At 42.5% G+C, this 19,137-nt stretch carries 14 protein-coding genes and 2 pseudogenes; 5 read left to right on the top strand and 11 right to left on the bottom strand.

The window, feature by feature from the left end; genetic code table 11:
* Nucleotides 1-139: 139 nt before the first annotated feature.
* Both MA_RS10170 and MA_RS10165 read right to left on the bottom strand, forming a co-directional pair.
* The gene (locus MA_RS10170) at nucleotides 140-1,684 is read right to left on the bottom strand and encodes an aminotransferase class V-fold PLP-dependent enzyme (RefSeq protein WP_157860163.1); all 1,545 of its coding nucleotides are present in this window, start codon (nucleotides 1,682-1,684) and stop codon (nucleotides 140-142) included.
* A gap of 221 nt (nucleotides 1,685-1,905) precedes the next feature.
* Nucleotides 1,906-3,312: a glutamate decarboxylase gene (locus MA_RS10165; protein ID WP_011021944.1), complete on the bottom strand. Its 1,407-nt coding sequence runs from the start codon at nucleotides 3,310-3,312 to the stop codon at nucleotides 1,906-1,908.
* Nucleotides 3,313-3,628: 316 nt separating this feature from the next.
* On the opposite strand from MA_RS10165, the pseudogene MA_RS10160 reads away from it, so the two are divergent.
* The 3 genes and pseudogenes from MA_RS10160 to MA_RS10150 all read left to right on the top strand — a co-directional run.
* A pseudogene (locus tag MA_RS10160) lies at nucleotides 3,629-4,750 on the top strand (IS1182-like element ISMac1 family transposase); the annotation flags it as partial.
* A 133-nt stretch (nucleotides 4,751-4,883) separates the two neighbouring features.
* A pseudogene (locus MA_RS10155) lies at nucleotides 4,884-5,246 on the top strand (transposase); the annotation flags it as partial.
* Between the two features lie 914 nt (nucleotides 5,247-6,160).
* Nucleotides 6,161-6,796 (top strand): DUF2284 domain-containing protein, encoded by a 636-nt coding sequence (locus MA_RS10150; protein WP_011021943.1) that lies wholly within the window; start codon nucleotides 6,161-6,163, stop codon nucleotides 6,794-6,796.
* Nucleotides 6,797-7,352: 556 nt separating this feature from the next.
* On the opposite strand, the gene MA_RS10145 is transcribed toward MA_RS10150, so the two are convergent.
* From MA_RS10145 to MA_RS10135, 3 genes are all read right to left on the bottom strand, one after another.
* Entirely contained in the window at nucleotides 7,353-8,315 is a 963-nt protein-coding gene (locus MA_RS10145; protein WP_011021942.1) for an MBL fold metallo-hydrolase, read from the bottom strand.
* A 217-nt stretch (nucleotides 8,316-8,532) separates the two neighbouring features.
* Nucleotides 8,533-9,381 (bottom strand): class I SAM-dependent methyltransferase, encoded by an 849-nt coding sequence (locus MA_RS10140; protein ID WP_052279145.1) that lies wholly within the window; start codon nucleotides 9,379-9,381, stop codon nucleotides 8,533-8,535.
* Nucleotides 9,382-9,557: 176 nt separating this feature from the next.
* A complete protein-coding gene (locus MA_RS10135) occupies nucleotides 9,558-10,895 on the bottom strand; it encodes a TIGR00341 family protein (protein ID WP_011021940.1) in 1,338 nt (445 codons plus the stop codon).
* 451 nt (nucleotides 10,896-11,346) lie between these two features.
* On the opposite strand from MA_RS10135, the gene MA_RS10130 reads away from it, so the two are divergent.
* Nucleotides 11,347-12,636 (top strand): tetratricopeptide repeat protein, encoded by a 1,290-nt coding sequence (locus MA_RS10130; RefSeq protein WP_011021939.1) that lies wholly within the window; start codon nucleotides 11,347-11,349, stop codon nucleotides 12,634-12,636.
* Between the two features lie 767 nt (nucleotides 12,637-13,403).
* Nucleotides 13,404-13,571, top strand: coding sequence for a hypothetical protein (locus tag MA_RS10125; protein WP_157860162.1), 168 nt, complete (start codon nucleotides 13,404-13,406; stop codon nucleotides 13,569-13,571).
* A 109-nt stretch (nucleotides 13,572-13,680) separates the two neighbouring features.
* On the opposite strand, the gene MA_RS10120 is transcribed toward MA_RS10125, so the two are convergent.
* The 6 genes from MA_RS10120 to MA_RS10090 form a co-directional block, all read right to left on the bottom strand.
* On the bottom strand, nucleotides 13,681-15,162 hold the full coding sequence (locus MA_RS10120) for an ATP-binding protein (protein WP_011021937.1): 1,482 nt from the start codon (nucleotides 15,160-15,162) through the stop codon (nucleotides 13,681-13,683).
* A gap of 397 nt (nucleotides 15,163-15,559) precedes the next feature.
* Complete coding sequence (locus MA_RS10115) at nucleotides 15,560-16,042, bottom strand: hydrolase (protein WP_011021936.1); 483 nt, start codon at nucleotides 16,040-16,042, stop codon at nucleotides 15,560-15,562.
* 214 nt (nucleotides 16,043-16,256) lie between these two features.
* On the bottom strand, nucleotides 16,257-16,481 hold the full coding sequence (locus tag MA_RS10110) for a hypothetical protein (protein ID WP_048065267.1): 225 nt from the start codon (nucleotides 16,479-16,481) through the stop codon (nucleotides 16,257-16,259).
* 45 nt (nucleotides 16,482-16,526) lie between these two features.
* Complete coding sequence (locus tag MA_RS10105) at nucleotides 16,527-16,775, bottom strand: hypothetical protein (protein ID WP_011021935.1); 249 nt, start codon at nucleotides 16,773-16,775, stop codon at nucleotides 16,527-16,529.
* Between the two features lie 208 nt (nucleotides 16,776-16,983).
* Complete coding sequence (locus tag MA_RS10095; protein ID WP_048066280.1) at nucleotides 16,984-17,226, bottom strand: DUF7557 family protein; 243 nt, start codon at nucleotides 17,224-17,226, stop codon at nucleotides 16,984-16,986.
* Nucleotides 17,227-17,757: 531 nt separating this feature from the next.
* Complete coding sequence (locus tag MA_RS10090; protein ID WP_011021933.1) at nucleotides 17,758-19,137, bottom strand: carbon-nitrogen hydrolase family protein; 1,380 nt, start codon at nucleotides 19,135-19,137, stop codon at nucleotides 17,758-17,760.

Here is a 19,137-nt window from a genome sequence, read left to right as displayed (position 1 = left end):
ACCTGTTAATCCGTTTCACCGTTTCATTCTACCGATTTATCCGCGTCGCTGTTCTCTGATTCTTCCTTTCAGTATTGAATGAATTTTTTCCTCTGATCTCCGTACAGAATCCCGGGAGAATCTCTTTCGTTCTTCCTGCTTACGGTCCTCTTCTCAGGAATACTCTTTGCTTTACCTTTTCTGATTCAATAATTTGGGCCTCGGGTTCGAGCATAAGTCCGGAGAGAAAGTGCATAAATCTATAGACGTCTGAGAAGTTTGTCACAAGGCCAAGCGATACGCGTATGCTTTCCATTTTAGTTTTTACGGCAAGGCAGGCTTCACAGTTCTTGCAATCCGAGCCATAAGGATACCGGCTGGAAGAATCCAGCTTCTCAAAGCATTCAGCCATCTCATTTCTGCTAATTTCATGGCTGATCTCTCCGTCTCCAGGATTGCAGAAGCAGCCTGTTCTTAAAGAGATACCTGCCTCATTTGCCGCATCCAGTATTGTATGGCAATCAAAAGTTCTTCCATCCTCATGGTAAAGGTTAAAAGCAATTGTTGCTCCCCGTTTCTCAGGCACGGATGGGCCGTGAATCTTTACCAGAGCCTGGCTATTGGGATACTTCAGAGCCTGCATCTTATCCAGCAGCCAGCCTGTAAGACCCATTACTCTTTTGTGAATGGTGTCCACACCAATCCCTTCTATGTGATTCAATCCTATTTCCAGGGCAGGTATGCTGAGATAATTAATGGTGCCGTCTTCAAAAGCCTCAAAGGCTTCGTTTCCCTGGTGCAGCCGATACCAGTTTTCTTTCCGGACGGAAACCATACTGACGGTTCCTCCGGAAAACCAGGGTCTCTTTAGTTTATTCAAAGCATCTTTTCGGGCAAGGAGGCAGCCTAGGCCTGTAGGGTAACCAAAAATTTTGTAAAATGAGATTGAGACAAAATCAGGATTCCACTGGTCAAGGTCAAGGCGATTGGTAGGAACGAAGGCAGCAGAGTCCAACAATACATCCCAACCTTTTTTCCGAGCTTTTTCTATCCATTCCATGGGGTGCTGCACTCCCGAAAAGTTAGATTGGGAAGGATAGGCAAAGAGGTTGTTCCCTCCGGGTATGGCCTGATCAAGATAAATATCGAGCTTTTCTTCATCCACTCTTAGTTCAGAGGATGATACTGGAATGTAGTTTACTAAAGCTCCTTTACTCCCTGCAAAAATCCTGATGCCATTGATTGAGTTATGATTATCCGTGGTCAGCAAAAACTGCCCTCCTCTTTCGAACGGATAGGCTTCTCCTATCAGTCTGAGGGCACCTGTTGCATTGGGTGTAAAGATAACCACATATTCGTCAGGAGACGCATTAAAAAAGCTTAATATTTTTTCTCTGGTCTGATCCACAAGCTTTGTCATAGCCATTGATGTGGGATTTTCCGAATGAGGGTTCCCAAAAACATTGTGTTGAAGTAATTCCATATGTTTGAGGAGCTGACTGCTGGCATACAGCCCTCCACCTGTATAATCCATATAGATTTGATCATGCCGGTCCAGGCGTGCATACTCAAGCTCCCTCAGTCTATCGAGAATGAGCGTTGTTTCAAATTCCGGATAATTTTGCCTGAATTCCTCAAAAGCGTCATTCATTTTTTCCGGACTGTAATCAGGAATCACTCCAGAATATTTGACTGTTGCCTGCATACGTTTATCCTCCATAGAAAATTCTATAATTTCGCAGCTTTCGGCCCTGCACGGCTTTCATTGCCTGGTCGGAAATTGATTCATTTGCGTATTTTTCACCGGCAACTATCAAAGCAGGAAGTTTGTGTGGAATATTGATCCCACCTCACTGCGTCTACGTCAATCTTTTATTGGTTTGAGAGCCGATTTTTCAAAAAACAAGCTGCTTGAAATGCAAGTTTTCAGCAAATATGAGCCATGTCTTTTCCTGACGGGCATGGTTTTTCTGCCCCGGCTTCGGTTCCATTTTCAAGGAATTGACAGGCTTTTTCGAGGTCTTCGACTATAATTGATGCCATGTCAGGAGTTAAGTTTTCTCTTACGACAATGCGCATTATCTCGATATCCGCCGCATTTTCCGGAAGACAGTAGGCGGGGACTATCCAGCCCTTTTCCCTCAATTTGTGCGAGAGCTGGAGCAGGGAATAGCCAGTCTTCTCTTTTTGTCGGAAAGCAATTATAGGGAGCCTTTCTCCTTTGTTCAGCATTTCGAAACGTCCCAACCTGTCAACCTTTTCGGCGAGATCCTGGGAAACGGCAAGGATTTTTTTCATTATTCCGGTATAGCCAGCTCTTCCGAACCTTAAAAAATTGTAATATTGGGCTGCGACCATTGCACTGCCTCCTGAAAAGTTCAGGGTGTACGAATCTTCCATTTCCCCAAGGTAGTTTACATGGAAAATCAGGTCTTCGGGGAGGGCATTTTTATTACGGAAGATCAGCCAGCCAAGGCCCGGATAAGTCAATCCGTACTTATGCCCTGAAACGTTTATGGATTTTACTCTTTCCAGCCTGAAATCCCACTCAAAATCCGGTTCGGTAAAAGGTAATATGAAGCCTCCACTTGCAGCATCGATATGGATGGGTATATCCCAGCCCTTTTCTTCCTTATATTCCAGAAGTAAATCGTTGATGTCTTTTACAGGATCTATTTCTCCCGTAAAAGTCGTTCCCAGTACGCAACCGACACAGATGGTGTTCTCATCAATCCTTTCTGCGACAGCTTCGGCTGTAATTGTACGCCTATCTTTATCTATTGGAACTTTTCTGGTATCGACATCAAAGTACCTGGCAAACTTATCCCAGCAAACGTGAGCATCGTTTCCGAAAATTATGTTTGGTTTATCCGTACCTCTCCCCGATTTTTTCCAGCTCCATTTATGAGCCAGCAAACCCAGCATTATAGCTTCTGAAGAGCCAGCTGTTGAAGTGCCCACAAAATCGGTGTGATGGCCATTAAAAAGGCGTCCAAGCATATTCACCATATTATGGTGAATAACTCTGGAAGTTTGAGGATATTCGAAAATATCTATGATATTTTTGCTGATGTTTTCCATGACAAGCTTATCTGCTTCCGGTTCCATCCATGTGTTGACAAAACTTGCCAGATTCAGGAAAGGATTGCCGTCGAGGCTCTGCTCATCATGTACCAGTTGATAAGCTGCTCTCGGGCTCATACCCTCCTCAGGAAATTCATACTTTGGAATTCCTTTTTCTTTTGTTTTTGGGACATACCTGGCACTATATGCGCCAACACGGTATTTTTTCGACTCATCCAAACTTTCCAGATTCATTTTCCTTGAAATCATATTTTAACCCCCCTAAGATACAGTAATAAAATCCTCTGTCTTCTCCGGCTTACTTTGAAAAAAAAGAAAATACAAAGCTGCTGGAAGGAGAGCCTAGGCTTCTAATTAATTATCTCTCTTCATTTTAATAATAATCGTCTAATTTTTTTTATTTTCGAGAAAATTTCCATAACGTTGTTTTCATTTCGATAGCAGTTTTGTAATTTTTAAATAAAAACTTCCTGAACAGGTTGTCTCAAAACTATACTCTATCATACATTTGGGTCAGAAACCCGTAATCTTTATCTTTTTTACAAAACAAATTCCAGTGTTTCCCATGTTTCGAAAGTACGATCAAAAGCAGCAGTTTTTACTTCCGTTAGACCTGGAAGATTTTGTTCCTGAAAACCATATCGCCAGAGTACTAAACGACATCGTAGATGTCGTTGATATCACTGCTATTGAATCCACTTACTCTAAGGAAGGCTGCCCAGCCTATCATCCAAGACCTCTTTTAAAAATATTACTTTATGGTTACCTTATAGGCATTAGAAGTTCACGTAAACTGCAACAAATGACTCAAACTGATACTGCATTTATGTATCTGGCAGCCATGCAAAAACCTGATTTTCATACGATTTGTCGATTCCGTTCAACTCATCTTGGCCCTATAAAAGAAATCTTTTCCCAGGTTGTCACATTTTGTAAAGAAATGGATATGATTGGTTCCAGTATCTCAATTGACGGAACAAAGGTTAAGGCAAATGCTTCATCAAGACAGAGCAAGAGTTCGGATGCTCTCGAAAAAGAAATAGATAAGATACTCAAAGAGAGTATTGAGACAGATAAACATGAAGATGAAATTTATGGTGACTCGACACCATATCAGATTCCAGAAGAGCTTGTTGACAAGAAGAAAAGACTGGAAAAAATAAAAGCTGCTAAGAAGAAGCTTGATGAAGAAAAGCTGAAAAAAATAAACATCACAGATAACGATGCTCGAATTATGAAGCATAAAGATGGAAGCAAGAAACCTTCCTACAATTGTCAGGTTGCTGTTGATGAAAAAGAGCAAATAATCGTTGCAGCAGACGTTGTCAACGAAGAAAACGACCTTCATCAAATAGAACCAATGATACAGAATGTAAAAAACACACTGGGATATAAACCAACAATAGTACTTGCAGATGCAGGTTATTTCTCATATGAGAATCTGGAATTTTTACAGGAAGAAGGCATTGATGCTTATATTCCTGACAATTTCTATAAAGCTGAAAAAGAAGGAAAAACCAGGAAGTTCAGGAAGTCTCTTTTTACATACGATGAAGAAAAAGACTGCTATTATTGTCCTGCTGCATTTGAAATCCCCTTTACAAGAATACAAAAGAGGAAAGGTGAACCTGATTTAAGGTATTATGTATGTAGCTACTGTTCTCAGTGTGTGCTGAAAAATGCATGTACTAAGAGCCTATCCGAAAAGTGTTGTGACCTATGGTAACTTACCATTAGCAATATGCAAAACCGAAGAGGATGCCCTGCTATTATAGACCTGCTGTAACTTTTCGATCGCATTACCGACTTTTCGGATAGGCACTAAGAGCGGAAAAAGGACAATAACAAGAGATCCTAGGGAACATTTGATGGAGGATATGAGGGATAAACTGAACACAGAGAAGGGGACAGAAAAGTATCAGAAAAGAATGTCTACCGTAGAACCTGTGTTTGGTCAGATGAAACAGGATAGAGGGTTCAGAGAATTCCTATTGAGAGGAAAAAGGAAGACAGGAATTGAATTTGTTATGATGTGTACTGTACATAATATAAAGAAAATAGCAGACTTTATAAAAAGAGAAGGGAAAAACCTGAAAAGTATGCTGAAAATGATAGTTGGAGGAGGAAGTAAAGGGTGGAATAAAGGGGGAATTCGAGCAAGAATAACAAATACTCTATGTTGACCCATGAAAATTATCTCTCATTGTTGAAATGAAATAAAAATTGAAATGGGTATTACCCAATTGTACAATTTAAAATGGTTATGAGACAGTCTGTGAAGAGATTTTATGGAAATCACAGAAATGGTTTGGCACCCTTGACCTCTGCCTGTAAAAACCAGGCAGAGGTAAAAAAGGAGTTACAGGTGCTTTCGACGATTTAGGAGGCGATTTTAGATTTGTGTCTGTCGGGTAGAGACACTTCTCTATACTACTAACTGCTATTTAATACTTTTGTTTTCTTTTTTGTTACTCATTGTTAATTATATATCTTTTTATATTACTTGCCCAGGAGTACTATTTTCCCTGAAAGTTTGCCGTTAAAGAGTGGTAAAATATTAAAAGTCAATCCTGAAATCAAGAAACACAGATATTTTTCTCTCCCTGCGCCGCGCAGCAATGGGGTCGGCCTGGCAGTCAGATAAATACTTACATTGAGACCTGAAGCTGCTTTTCAATTCCGGTAAATGTAAGCGCCTCCGTCAACCTGTCTGAAGACTCTGCAAAAAAGAAAGAAATACAGATTTGAAAGAAAAAGGGAACCGAAATTTATGCCAGTTTGATCTTTTTTTGCTTTTATCAAAGGGTTGTGGTTAGCTTTTAATTGTCATCAGCTTTTAATTTACCTTTTTCTCTTCATTTTCCTTTTTTACGGGAAAGCCCGCTCTCCTGTTTCTCTTCACTTTATCATTGTTTTTAAGTTTGTCTTTTTGAGCGAGTGTTTAAGAGTTAATGATCTATTGCCCGCATCAAACATTGCCTGAGCCAAATGCATTTGAATAAAGTTAAGTAGTATCCGGTCTTCGGGTAAAATAGCGAAGAGATAAATGACTTATGTGCCGTTTTTGAGTGAAAAATAGGTTTGAGAAGGGAAGATTATGCCGTTTCAAGATGTAACCCCCGAAGAACTTGAGTTCCTTGTGAAAAAAGCCCTTGAGCTGGAAGCTGTTGACGCAAAGATAATTCCCACCTATCAGGTCTTTGTGGAAAAAAGGGTTGTCTTAAAGTGCAGAGGCTGTATGGGGTACGGGAAAAAATTGACATGCCCGCCGCACGTCCCTACTGTTGATGAGTTTCGGGAAATACTTAAAGAGTACAGGTATGCCCTGCTTGTCAAGTTCCGTTCGCCTGCGGTTGCTGATGAGGAGATTGCAAAAGCCCCTTACAAGACCTGGCTTGACCCGGAAGCCCCTGCAGAAACAAGGGAAAAAGCAGGAAAGTTCTGGGGCGATTATTTCGACTACAGCAAAAAAACGCTGCTCTCAATGCTTGAGCTTGAAAAGGCAGCTTTTAACGAAGGTTTTACCTTTGCGGTTGCATTTGTTAACGGTTCATGCAGGCTCTGTGAAAAGTGCAACGTTGAAAAGGGACTCTGCATCCATTCAAACATGGCAAGGATTCCGGAACACGCTGTCGGGATCAATATGAAAAAGACGGCAGAAGAAGCTGAAATGCCTCTGACATTCCCTATCAAGGGACGGCCTGAACCCATGTCCATCCTTTTGATCGACTGAAGCCGGAGACTGAGACAATTATAAACTCAAGTTCCTATAATAAATTAAGGTGTTTTCCCGGTTACCTGGTCTTTTATTAACCCACCTATCCCGGATTCCGGGAAGGAATATGTTATTTTTCTCTTCCTGGGCCGCAACGGGCCTTGATCAGCTGACATCCAATAAAAGTAACTCAAAAAACCAGTAGCGTAATTGAGAGCGACAAAATTGAATGAAATGTCTCCCGGACTAAGAGAACAATTTCCTTAAATCCGGCAGCAGCTTTTCAATTACAGGTAAATATAAGTGCCTCCGCCAGCTTGCCTGGCGGCCCTTCACCAATAAGCAGAAAAATGAATGAGAAATATACTGAATTTACTCCGGCCGGAGCTGTTTTTTCTCATTTACACTAATAAGCATCCTTAGAAGCTTTTAATTCTTCTTTGTCTCTGTCCTTCTTCTTTTCAGTTTTTTGGAAAAGGCCTCTCTCCTGCGTCGAGCGGGACAAGAACGGTACAGCGTAGTGAATTAGGTTGTATGGATCAGAATACCATTTTTCCTTCTCGGCTATCTCGACTCAGGGATTTCCGCCAAATACATAGGTTGTGCCGACCGAATTGAGTATGAATTGTTCCGGCATCTCTTCGGCAAAGCGGTTTATTGCTTTCCAGCCTGTGCAGTGCATGGGCACAATATGATCGGGGGAGATCCTTTTCATTTCATCTATAGTAGGCTGGATAATAGGGTCAAAGAGCCGTCCGGTCAGGTGGAAACCTCCCAGGACTGCATGGACCTTATCTGTGCCAGCCATTTTTTTTGCATATTCTACGGTATTGATAATCCCTGCATGGGCGCAACCGCTGATAACAACAAGCCCTTTACCCTTCAATTTTATCACAAGTCCCTGATCATCCAGGAAGGGATCAGTTAACCATTTTCCGTCAACCTTTGCCTCAGCCCAGGGGAAACCTTTTTCGAAGGGGATTTTGCGCTCGACCTCTCCGGTTGTGTGGATAAGGCCGTTTGCAATAGGGGACGCTTTTTCGGACTTTATGATGTCAGCTCCTGCTCCTTTCAGATCTCCTTCATCGAGTGAGGGCAGTATTACAGGGTGCCCGATTACAGGAATATTAAAGCGGCGTTCAAGAAAGGCATCGGGGTGAAGAACAAGTGGAACTTCTTTACCCTGCTCTTTACTTACGAATTTCAAAAGGTCAACAAGCCCGAGAAAATGGTCCGGATGCCCATGGCTGAGGGCAACAGCTTCTATTCTGCCAAGATCAGCTTTCAACAGCTCTGCGTTATTAAATAGGTTGGCTGGAGTGACTGCTGCATCCATCAACACGGTGTGCTCCTCATTCCCTGCCCATACTTTGATCAGGCACGAAAAGCCGTGTTCGGCAAAAAGCATCTGCGGAAAAAAAGGTATCTGTGGTCGTCTGCATACGTCGGTGCTTTCTATTAGAAATATATCCGTGTAATTATCCATAAGGACTGTTATTTCCAGTCGGTCTGCTTCCCGAATATTCAGCTCATTCATATATACACCCAGCAGTTTTGTCTTTTAGCCGTTTTTAGACGATTGGACCGTTTAGTCAATCAGACAGTTTGGTCAATCAGACAGTTTAGTCAATTATATACAGGTTTATACAAGGTTGAAGGACATTGATCTTTATAAGTTTTTCAAAATTCTCTGAACCACCATCTTGAGACCTTTAGACGAACCGATATTTTCAATTTACCGGCAGGTAATTCGGCTACACTTTCCTCGCAGCTATGGCTATCCAGTCTCCACCTTTTCTGTACGGTTCTCCTAAAAGACTGTTCCATACCTGCTCAACTTCAAATCCGCTCTGCTCAAGCGCCAGGCTTATTGTTTCAAGGGAATAATCATGCAACCAGAGCCTGTATGTCCTTACCGTTCCATCTTCGTCGGTGACGATATACTGGTTCAGCCAGGTCTCATTTTCCGGGTAATCGAATCCTTCTTCCAGCACAAGGTGCCTTCCTGGCCTCCAGAATCCACCTTCTGAGACGTACCACCTGTTCTTGAGCCCCTCTCGCATTCGAAGCACTCGTGTTGACACTTCAAAGATGAAAATCCCCTCGTCATTCAAGGACCTGTGAATGAGGTTCAGGAGCAGGTCACTTTTTTCCTCGGAAAAAGTGCAGATTTCCCCGTAGACCTGAAGCACGACATCAAAGGTTTCCTCATACTCAATATTGAAAAAATCGGTGCAAACATAATCAATATCATGCTGCTCCTTTTCAGCCTGAGTGCGGGCATAGTCTATAGACCTCCGGGATATATCGATTCCCGTGACCTGCATGCCTTCCATGAATAACCTGCTGCTGTAAAGACCCGGGCCGCAGCCAAGGTCGAGTACCCTGTCTCCTGTTTTCAGGAAACCTGAACCTGTCAGGTGGCTAACCGTTTTTTCGATTTCTGCAGTTTTCCGGCTTGCCCCTTCATGGGTCTGGTCAAGGTGGGCTTTGAGCATGCTCTTTGAGATATGCGGGTCATCCCAGAATTGGGGTTCCCCGGGTTCGAAAAGAGGGGGTTTTGAAGTGTGGGAGAAGATGCTGGGGAAGTAGCTCCGGGTCATGACAAATCATCATTAGAAATAGATAGATGTTATAAGAACAGGATGGACAAACATCCTGTGCAGTTAATAGGGTCCAAAAGTTAAAAAGCAATTTGATTTTTATGGGTTTCAATCGTTTTTATACCTGCGCTCACACAGGAAAAGAGGAAATTTCCGGGAGGAGGGTGTCCCGGAGCTTAATATGATGTCTGCTGGGCCACGACGAATCCTACAGTGACTTCAACCTCTTTACCGGTAGCTTCTTTCAGCCGCTCGTCAGCTATTCTGGCAATATCCGGAGGAATTTCTTCCCCGGCTTGATACCCCACGATAAAACCCACAATGACCGGCTTTTTCTGCAGGGGTACTGTGGGTATGTGGTCGACGATTATTTCCAGCAGGATGTCTCCGGGTTTATAGTCGACATTTATGATCCCGCTCAGTATAAATCCTGCTTCTGCATATTCGGGTTCTTCAAACATTATCTCCAGTTCCTGGTTAACCTGCTGTTCAACAAGGGCGGTCTGGAAGGAGGCGTAAGTGACAAGGGCGAGAACTATGGAGAGGATGGCGATTAAGACGACGAGGACTGCGGTGCGTGAGATCACTGCGGCGCGGGCATGTCCAACAGCCTTTTCCTCAGCAGGGCGAAAGCCTGAAAGCCAGAACAGGATAAGGGCAGATACGTTGATGGCAAGCAGGTTCACGAGCACCAGTACACCCGCTGTCAGCGCAACACCATAGAGTCCCCAGGCAATCCCGAGCCCCGATGTTGCAGCCGGAGGAACGAGGGCAACGGCAATTGCCACCCCCACGAGGGTAGACCCGGAGCCCCGCATAATGCTTATGGCGCCGGCAAGCCCTGAGCCCAGTGCAAGGAAGAGGGACAGGAAGTTAGGGCTGGTACGCTCGGCAATCTGGCCTATGCTACGGATATCGAGGTCAGGAGGCAAAAGCAGCGTTCCTTTCATGAGTAAACCTATCAAAGCAGCGACCAGGATTGCAAGCAGGAGCCCTCCTACCTGTAGTTTTATCCCACGGGAGGCAAGTTCTCTCTCATTGATGACAGTCCCGACGCTGGCGGAGATTGCCGGGCCCATGAGCGGAGCAACGACCATTGCCCCTATGATTGTTGCGGCAGAGTTAAGCAGCAGCCCCCCTGTAGCGATAATAGTGCTTAAAACAAGGAAAGCATAAAAAGTGGAAGTTGCGGGTGCGAGGTCTTCCGCACGTGCGATGAGTTCTTCCCGGGAAATGCGAAGTCCGGAATAACGTTTCTTCAACGCCTCCAGACGTGAGGAAACGACCGTCTCGGGTGACAGGACGATTGTGTACGCATTCTCGCTGATTCCCGCTTCACGCAGCCTAGCCATCACCGGTTCGACACCGATCGGAGGTATGGGGAACTGGACCAGGGCTTCGAATTCCCCTCTCCCTGTTTCGTCCCAGACTGCATAGTCGATTTTCTCGTCGTCAAGCACAGCCAGAACCGAATCCCGCTTCCCTTCCGGAATAAGCACCTGAACAATACGCATAATATTATTATGGCATTTTAATATATAACATATATTATCAATTTAGGGATATAATAGAAAGTTATATAATATTTTTAGCCAAACTTATCTAAATATCTCGATAACTGAAGAAGAAATACGCTATCTATCGGCTTTTTTAACCGGGAAACGGCTATTTACATTTCTATTCTATCAGCAGGTTTTTTTCCATGTGAAAAGATTATCCATTCGTATCAGTTATTTCATAACAGTCATTCTGGCTTTTCCGAAACATCGAGAAGGTTATTTCTCGTCTCCGGAGCTATAATAAGTTAACAGGATCAGTTTGAAATAAGAGAACGGACTTTGAGATAAGATTTCTCGGTGAATTTGCCGCCCGCAGGGGAGAGGTTGGGTGTGTACCTAATTCTCATGCAAAAAAAGAATTACCCTATCAAAATCACTCTAAACCGAATTACACGGGAACGATACTATGGCAAATGATTTTAAAAAAAATCCAGACAGGACAGGTAAGGAAGACAGGCCGGACAGAGCAGGTAAAACAGGAAAAAAAGGCGCAGGCAAGAAAGGCAGAACCCCTAAGACCGGTGCGGGCAGGGCAGACAAATCCAGTGAAACAGCATATGACCGCCTGAAAAAAGCCCTTGAGCCTTATCAAAAAACCCTGGAGACAAACCCTGGGGATGCAGCCGCCTGGGCAGGTAAAGGCTCGGTTTATCTGAGGCACAGGATGTATAAGGACTCCTTGAAAGCCTATGAAAAAGCTCTTGGTATCGAACCTGAAAATCCTGCCTACCTCTACGAAAAGGGTTTCGTGCTCCTTCAACTTAATAGGGAAGAAGATGCCCTGCAGGTGTTTGACAGGTTGCTTGAATTAAAGCCGGATAATGACAAGGCCTGGAACCTGAAAACCTCCGTCCTCTGCAGGCTCGGACAGCACGAAAAAGCTCTTGAAGCCTCTGAAAAAGCTCTTACTTCCAATCCCAAACTGGCAGGCGCCTGGCATGCAAAAGGCACTGTCCTGGCTGACCTCGGCAGATATGAGGAATCCATAAGAGCCTACGATTCCGCCCTCAAAATAAACCCCAAACTTGCCCGCGCCTGGGAAGGAAAAGCCTTTGCCCTTTGCAGCCTGGACCGGCCGGTTGAAGCTATAATAGCTTACGATTCCGCCCTCCAGATAAACCCTGACAATGCAAAAACCTGGGTCGGAAAGGCACTGGTCCACCTCAAGCTCGGTAAATATAAAAAAGCGCTTGAGCCCTGCAACAAGGCTATCTCAATAAAACCCGATTTAGCCGAAGCCTGGTACTGCAAGGGCATGATTCTTGCCGGTCTTGAAAAAGACGACGAAGCCCTCGGAGCCTTTGAAAGAGCCCTCCGGATCCGGCCGGACTATCCCGATGCCCGACAGGCAAGAAACTCCATAAGTTCCAAACTCGGAATCGACTTCGATGAAGAGGAAGACGAAGAGGAAACGGAAGAAGAAAAGCCGGAAGTAGGGAGGAGCGTCTGGACGAGAAAAGAGCCGACAGGTGAGATCGTGAAAAGAAGTCGGGGTCAGGAAAGAGAGCGGCGAGGAAAAGGAGTTAAAAGGGAAGAACGGGTAAGGAAAGGCCCTGGAGGAGAAGCTAAGAAGAGTGAATGGGCGAGGAAAAAGCTGGAAGGAGGGGGAACTGATAAAGGCCGAGGGCAGGAAAAAAAGCAAGGAAGAAAAGTGGTCAGGAAAAATCTTGGGAAAGGGGGAGAGAAAAAGAAGTGATTTTTCTTTTTTCCCGGGATGGTCAGTTGTTTAACCACTTACTTATAAACAGATGGTCAGTTGTTTAACCACTTACTTATAAAAGGCTGGTCAGGTGTTACCTCCCTGCTCAAATTATGATCAATCTGCTTTCCAGAGCCATAAAATAAATATCCAAAAAAAGTAAATGTCCCTCCTCGGGAATAAATTCTGATTTCTGATGCTGGCACAGGGATTTACGTTCTTTTCTGTGCTGCAAGTTTTCTATCTTCTTAATTTTTCCTTTTCTACCTTCTTAATTTTTCCTTTCCTATCTTCTTAATTTTTCCTTTTCCTATCTTCTTAATTTTTCCTTTTTCTATCTTCTTAATTTTTCCTTTTTCTATCTTCTTAATTTTTCCTTTTTCTATCTTCTTAATTTTTCCTTTTTCTATCTTCTTAATTTGTCCATTTTCGATCTTCTTAATTTGTCCTTATCCTTTCTGGCTCACAAATTTATATTCTCTTTCATATTTTCTTCAATTTCTCTGGATGGATTTTTATATTTTGAGTGGCTTCGTAGCAGAAATTTGTTCAATACTATAAACCTGCAAGAAATTATCTGTGACCAGAAAGGTGATCTTACGCTTCAATATATGACTCAATTGTATGCTGTGTACCGCTCAACGGGAAATCATTCAAGGTATTGCCGGAATGTTTTGTCGAACGTTTTCAACGAGATGGAGTTTAATAAGCCGCTTTATTGCTTTACCCTGCCAGGCTTCCTTCTTGTTGCAGGTGGGCTGCATATGACCCTTAATTTTTTACAGGCCCCTTACCACGGAGAAAGCCCGGGTTCAGGGCTGGTTATTTTGCTTCTGTTGCTGCTGAGTTTCTTCGGGATTTTTATGGCTTTTACCGGAGTTCTGCTACATTCGGTAGCCGGTCTTATCCGATATAAAATGAGCAACTCCTGAAAGCTTGCAATATCGTTTTTTATGGTGAGTATTTTATTGTGAGCTTCGTCCGCTCAGGCGGAAGCTGCTCTGTTAATGTTTTTGTTCTCAGGAAGCTGGGAAAAAGAAGTTACAGCAGAAGCAGGAAGATGGAAGCGGGTAATGTAGCATATTTTCCGCTGAGGTCAAATCTGTCTTTTGAAATAAGGATTCCTCTTTCAAATACAGTCAGGCCCCGATAATCACTGCTATTGATCCGGTTCTGGTATTTCAGTTCAATTCCGAGAAGAACGCTTCCCTTTTCTTTCAGGACAAAATCCACTTCTTTTTTGCCGCCTCCTGTTTTCAAATAGAAGACGCGGTCATGAGGGGAGAAGACGTCGCTTGGGTATTTTTCGTATATGAAACGCAGCAAATGGGAATGAAAAACGGATTCTACCAGTTTGCTTCTGGTTTCGGGGCTGCTGAGGTAGAGATTTGCAGATTCAAAGTAGTCAGTAAGGCCTGAAGCCCAGGCGTGCAGGGCATGGAAGATGAAAGGGTCCTGAAAGTAGATTTTTTTCTCTTTTTTGAAGTTTGCAGTCTTTTTTGGAAGGTCAAGGGGATAGAGCACGTTCAGGACAAAAGAGTCTTCAAGGGCAGTGACATATTTCCGGACTGTTACATGAGCTCCGATATCGGTTTCATCTGTGATGCTCCTCCAGCTAACGGGTGTTGTAAGCTTTCCGGCTATGCTTCTGAGAGTCTGTTTTACCGGCATTTCCGGAATGTTCCAGCGGGCCAGATCGCCTATGAGGGACTGGATATATATTTCGTAGATACTGCTGTCGATTTTGTTTTTTGAGAAAAACTCGTTAACAGCTCTCGGGATCCCTCCGGTGAGCAGATACTGGTCAAAGAGCCTGTCAAGTTCGGGCTGGTAGAGGAGGAGCATGTTCAGGAGAGGGTCAGCTCTGCCTTCAGAGAGGTTTGAAAGGATTTCCTGCCTTTTTTCGGCTTCAAAGAGCCCGTTTGCTTCCATGAACTGTTTCAGGTCGGAGTTAAGGGTTTCTGCATATTCGGAAAACTTCATCGGAAAAAAGATCTTATCCAGAGTTCCTTCCCCTTCCCCCCTCCTCCCCGGAAGCCTTTCGATACTGCTCTTTATATCGATTGAGTGAGACCCTGTCAGGACTACAGTTGCATTATTCAAAGCCCCGGTATCAACAAGGTACTTCAGTCCCTTTTCCCAATCCCGGACCGAAGAAATTTCATCCAGGAAAATATATTTTCTCTCCAGCCGGAAAGCTGCTGCCCACTTAAGGTAGAGATCCAGAACCTCAAAAAGCTCTTTTTCATCAGCCACAAGGTCACAGGTAAAGTAAAAAATGCTCTGGGAATGCTCAATTGTTTCAAGCAGCTCCCGGATTATGAGCTTGACCAGCGTGGTCTTTCCAACCTGCCTCGGTCCTCTCAAAGTGTAAATCCTGTCCCTGTCAAACTTCAGCTCCGAAAGAAGCCTCGGACTCCACTTCATGAGCGATTCATCCAGTTTTTTCAGTTTGGCATCATCCCGGATAGCAGCAGGATTTCTCCACCAGGGGTTCTGAGCCGAGAGCTGCATCAAATCCATATGGTTTACTCTATGTCCTTTGTGGTTTATATAGTTTGGTTATATGCTTAACCACTTATTTATATATAGCTGGTTAGACATTTAACCACTTACTTATAAACAACTGGTTAGGTACTTTCCCCAGGTTTATATCTAACTGGTTAGATGCTGATCTCTCTATATTCTAGAAGAAAATTCCAAAAGAGAATAAACCAGCTTTCCAGAGCTGGAAATTAAATCTTCCCTTCTCAGGAAAAAATTCTGTTTGCCGGCATTCCAATTCTTTTTTAATATATTTTTTCTGCCACCGGCCAGAAGAAGAAAGATCCCGGATCAAAATTCCCGCTCAAGTAACTATAAACTCTATAAACTCAAACTATCAGCCTGTATACTCAAACCGCCGCTATTCTAACTCGATTTATTGGACTTCTGCAAGAATAACAACATAATTCTTCCCGTATTTTTCGGCACAGGTCGGACATGTGGTATACCACATATACCATTTCTTAATTTCAAGCCCCCGGCCTTTTGCATAACCTTCAAAGTCCGCACACCATTCCCCTGTTTTTTCAAAAGCTCCCTCGTAGACTTTACTCAGGAACTTCCCGCTCAGGGTCAGGTTTTCAGCCCCATCGACTTCTCTATCAACAGCCAGATAAATGTCCATATTGCTTTCGGATGTGTGATCTGACAGGCCGAGCCAGTCAGGAATTTCCGCCCCTGCCCTGGCAACTTTTTCGTTCATTCTCATAACTACTTCCCCGAAGTTCAGGGGCATGTAATTCTGAGTGGTCACAGAATCTTTGATGAACTTTTTATTCTTCCATTCAAAGAGTTTGCCGTCCCAGGGGGCGGGGTCAAACGGAGGACAACATTCCGGAGTTTCGGTTTCGCTGGTCATGACTATTCTCCCATTTAGAGAATTACTCCGGGAGTTATTTTAGGCTTTGGGTTCCGGTGAGTTTGGGGGTAAAATTAGTTTTAGAACCTGTCCGAAAAGTCAGTAATGCATGTTGAAAAGTTACAATGCGTCTATAAAATCAAATTATCTGCTACGGGTTTGCATATCAGAGGTTGTAAAAGTTACAGCAGGTAACTACTTTTCTGATGGGCTCTTAACCCACCCTAAAAAATGAAGAGCCATCTTCTTTGTTTATGTCCCCAACGTACTCACGATATATTACGTACTTGCCACTTGCTTTTTTCATGCATCTTACCCCAAGTCCACTCTTCTTCAACATCGCTTTCCTCTTCTCGGCATCGGATTTATCCAGTCCGAAATAACTGAGCTCATCGAGCATGTAGGTTTTACCATTAAATTTCCTAAAAGTTTTATGCATAGCGACCCCCGAAGCTATTTAGTTTTGAATAAAGAGTAAAGGCTGTCACTGACTTTCCTTAACCTGATATACAATCTCGTTTCCATCTTCCCCTGTTTTCCGAATACCCTCACTACTTATGATATAATCATCAGTTTCAGAAATGTCAGAAGCGTGATCCTGTATCGCTTTAATTGCCTCACCAATTGTAATAGGTTCATCTGCATTATCCGGAATATGAATCGGTTCATCTATTCCTTTTTTTGTGATTAATGCAAGTTTTTCCAGTGCTTCGATTAGAGTCATTTCTGTCATGGTTTTTATTCCTCCTTCCAGAAGTTCTTTTCTTATTCTGCTCTAATATAGTTTGGGTTTCTTGTGTTAACAGGAGTTTTAAGCTTCCTGACATGCGAAGAAGGCTCTTCTTTGATTCCATCAAGCGCGTGAAAAATTCTTTTTCTAACTTCAGGCAAGAATTTGATGATGTCCTTGATCGCACGTGAAGTGTATTGAACAGAGTACATCATTCCTCTTCAATGCCCAACAATTTTTTTGCTTCCTTTTCGCTATAAACTCTCCCTGCTTTGATATCTTTCAGGCTTTCTTCAATTCCTTCAATTTCCTCCTCACTCAGCGGTTCCTTATCATGTGCCATCCTGATGAGCCGTTCAACTACAGAATTATAAGATTCAGTCGGATAAATTTTCAAATTGCTGAGCATATCCTTAACTTTAGGGTCAAGACAGATCGTAGTCGTAGCTGCCATATAGCATCCTATAGGGTCCGATAGGAGGTAATTATATCGAGTAAAGAGCATCTGCCATGTCTTCGCTGAGCTGCTTTTAAAGGGATCGGAAGTGTTTTTAAAAATGCTTTTGATTACCCGTATCTTTGTAACCTTCAATCCCTTTGTTTTGATGAGCTGCTATCTTATACCTACATTCGCAGTTTTTTTTGAAAATCAATATTTTTTCCGATATCGTTTTTCAGAATTCTTGATTAATGTAGCCAAATTGAAATTTGGATATAAATTGAATACTACATTTTTTGGTCTCTGAACATTCCGTATAGCCATTTTTAACTCCTGCATAGAAATCCAATAAATTAGTGTAAGGGCAAAAATCGATAGCAAGAAAAATAATGAATATACGAAAAATACTGCGGAAAGTGGGTTCTCAATTAAGGAATTGCCTGGATATAGTGAAGGAAAAACTCAGGTATTTTCGGTTGCCTGAAAGAAGTTTTGATCCTTGTTTTAGTGGAAGTTAGTATAATAGAAAAAAGAGAAGGAAGAAAATTATATTCTTATAATCTTTATTTCTTCTACAGGATTTGGTTTTTCAGATGGATCTATTGGTGAGATTTTTGGGAAGTATTTATGGGAAAGATTGAATTTTGCTATAATTATTCCTTCTTCATTCTTCCTTAATTCACACAATTTCAAAGATTGGTCATTCTCTTGTTTGTACCCCTTTTTTACAAGTTTATGGAAATGCTTAGAATCCATTTGTCCAAAAATAGAGGTACCTCCTTCACTTGCTACATTTGCAATTACTACATATCCTAAACTATTTTTTACATGTGAATCAGCTTCTTGGTGGAATCTACTGGTAGCAGAATTATAGGAGGGAACAAACAAAATGTCGGCTTTTTTTCTAAAACTGTCATGAAAATTACCAAAATCTCTGCAAATCAACACGGAGAATTTACCAAATGGTGTTTCATCATAGGTGTTAATTTTTTCACCTGGTACCATTCCCAACCCGCATATTCTGCAGTCCTCAAAATCCGATGGTGTCATTTTGAATTGAGCCGGTAAAAGATCTCTGTCAGAATCCATAATAACTCTGCAGACATTGTGACCTTGTTCATCATAATAACTACCAGCTATCACAATCATATCTGGGTAACGTTTTTCGATTTCAGAAAGCCAATCTTCACAAATGCATAACTCGGGTAAACATATGATGTTAACGTTTTCTTTGTTGGCTATATCAAGAGCCTTAAAAATCTTCTCTTTGGTAGCTTCTTTATTTTTAATTTCCAGAGGAAAGGATTCGGAAAGTTCAAAGGCGATCTGAACAGTCCCTACCTTAACGGTATCCTTCTTTTCTTTAAAATCAAAATCGTATATAACTGCTTCTTTTCCAGAGCGGGGTTTATATACCATTCTCATCCGTTCTCCAAACTTGTTACCCATATGAAGTATCAACACCAAATTACTTTGAGGCGTACCACCTGTAGTTGATACAAAAATTTGGTCTACTGTATCTCGAACTTTTCCGGCTTTCTGTTTATAGAACTTCAGTAGTTTTTCGTAATCAGTGGGATCTTTGAAGATAGTAGAGACTTTAACTTTCTCTTCATCAAAATTATAGCGTTCACAAATTATTTTTTTGGCGATTAAAGCAACGTAGATAGTATCTTGCTTATTGTAGGTGGTTTGCTCTGTACCGAAAAGGAAAATCTCCTGAAGATCAAATGATTCTTTTATTTTCCTGATGGTAGGTTCGAGTATAGGTAGATCCAGATCCTTATAATCCCCTAACTCCCACCTCTTTTTACTTTCCTCGTATACGTTCACTGTAAATGAAGAATTTTTGGGGCTAAAAATTGAATCTTCTCCGATACCAAGATCACTATTACCTATATTTGCAAGCAGAATAGCTGTTTTCAT

It is taken from the genome of Methanosarcina acetivorans C2A (assembly GCF_000007345.1).
Taxonomy (GTDB): Archaea; Halobacteriota; Methanosarcinia; order Methanosarcinales; family Methanosarcinaceae; genus Methanosarcina; species Methanosarcina acetivorans.
Note: the sequence above shows the minus strand (reverse complement) of the source record. Positions and strands in the feature narration are given on the sequence as shown.